Source organism: Coprococcus sp. TM115-187 (genome assembly GCF_027679115.1).
GTDB lineage: Bacteria > Bacillota > Clostridia > Lachnospirales > Lachnospiraceae > Allocoprococcus > Allocoprococcus comes.
On sequence record NZ_JAQEKS010000025.1, the window covers coordinates 1 to 698 of the forward strand.

General features: G+C 36.4%; 1 protein-coding gene. It reads right to left on the bottom strand.

All coding sequences use genetic code 11. From position 1 onward, the window contains the following. Positions 1-14: 14 nt before the first annotated feature. The coding region (locus tag PGW42_RS13100; protein WP_270235152.1) for a hypothetical protein at positions 15-698 on the bottom strand (684 nt) is incomplete at its 5' end.

Consider the following 698-nt stretch of genomic DNA (forward strand, 5'->3'; position numbering starts at 1 on the left):
ATACTGCGTACTCATCAGTCATAACTATTTCTCTCAATATAATATTTTGCCGCTTCCTGCAAAGATATCCCCTTCTTTCTCGCTTTATCTCTCACACTGCTTACAGAGATACTTTTCATTCTACAAAAGGAATTGATTGATTCATATACACTTCCATCCTCCCAAATAAATTGCCGCTGTTTCGTAATCTTTCTAATATAATCAATCGCCTCATCATAATCGCTGTCTTTATTCCGGAACCTATAAGAATGCACAGATTGAACATTGATTCCATATTGCTTGCAGCATTCTTTCAAGTCCTTATACCTATCACCTTTATAGTAAAACGCGTTCATTTCCAGATTCTTCTTCCTTTTCAAACAATGCCGGAATGCTTCTTGTGCCGAACAATTCTTTCGCCATGCTCTATTGCGCACCGCTTTTAATGACACATTAAATTTCGTACAACATACCGATAAAGATGGATATAAAACGGACTCCCATTCAAACTGTTCCTCTGCATTTTTTGTATAATAATATTCAACCGCCTCTACCCTACTCTTTTTTGTTCTCCACATGTAACCATAAACGCTGCTGACATTTATACCAAGATTGCGGCAGCAGTCACTCAAATCATGATAAATACTATCCCGGAATACAAATGTTCTGGAATCTATTTTTTGTCCTTCCTGCTTTTCAATACGATTGATATAAAATTT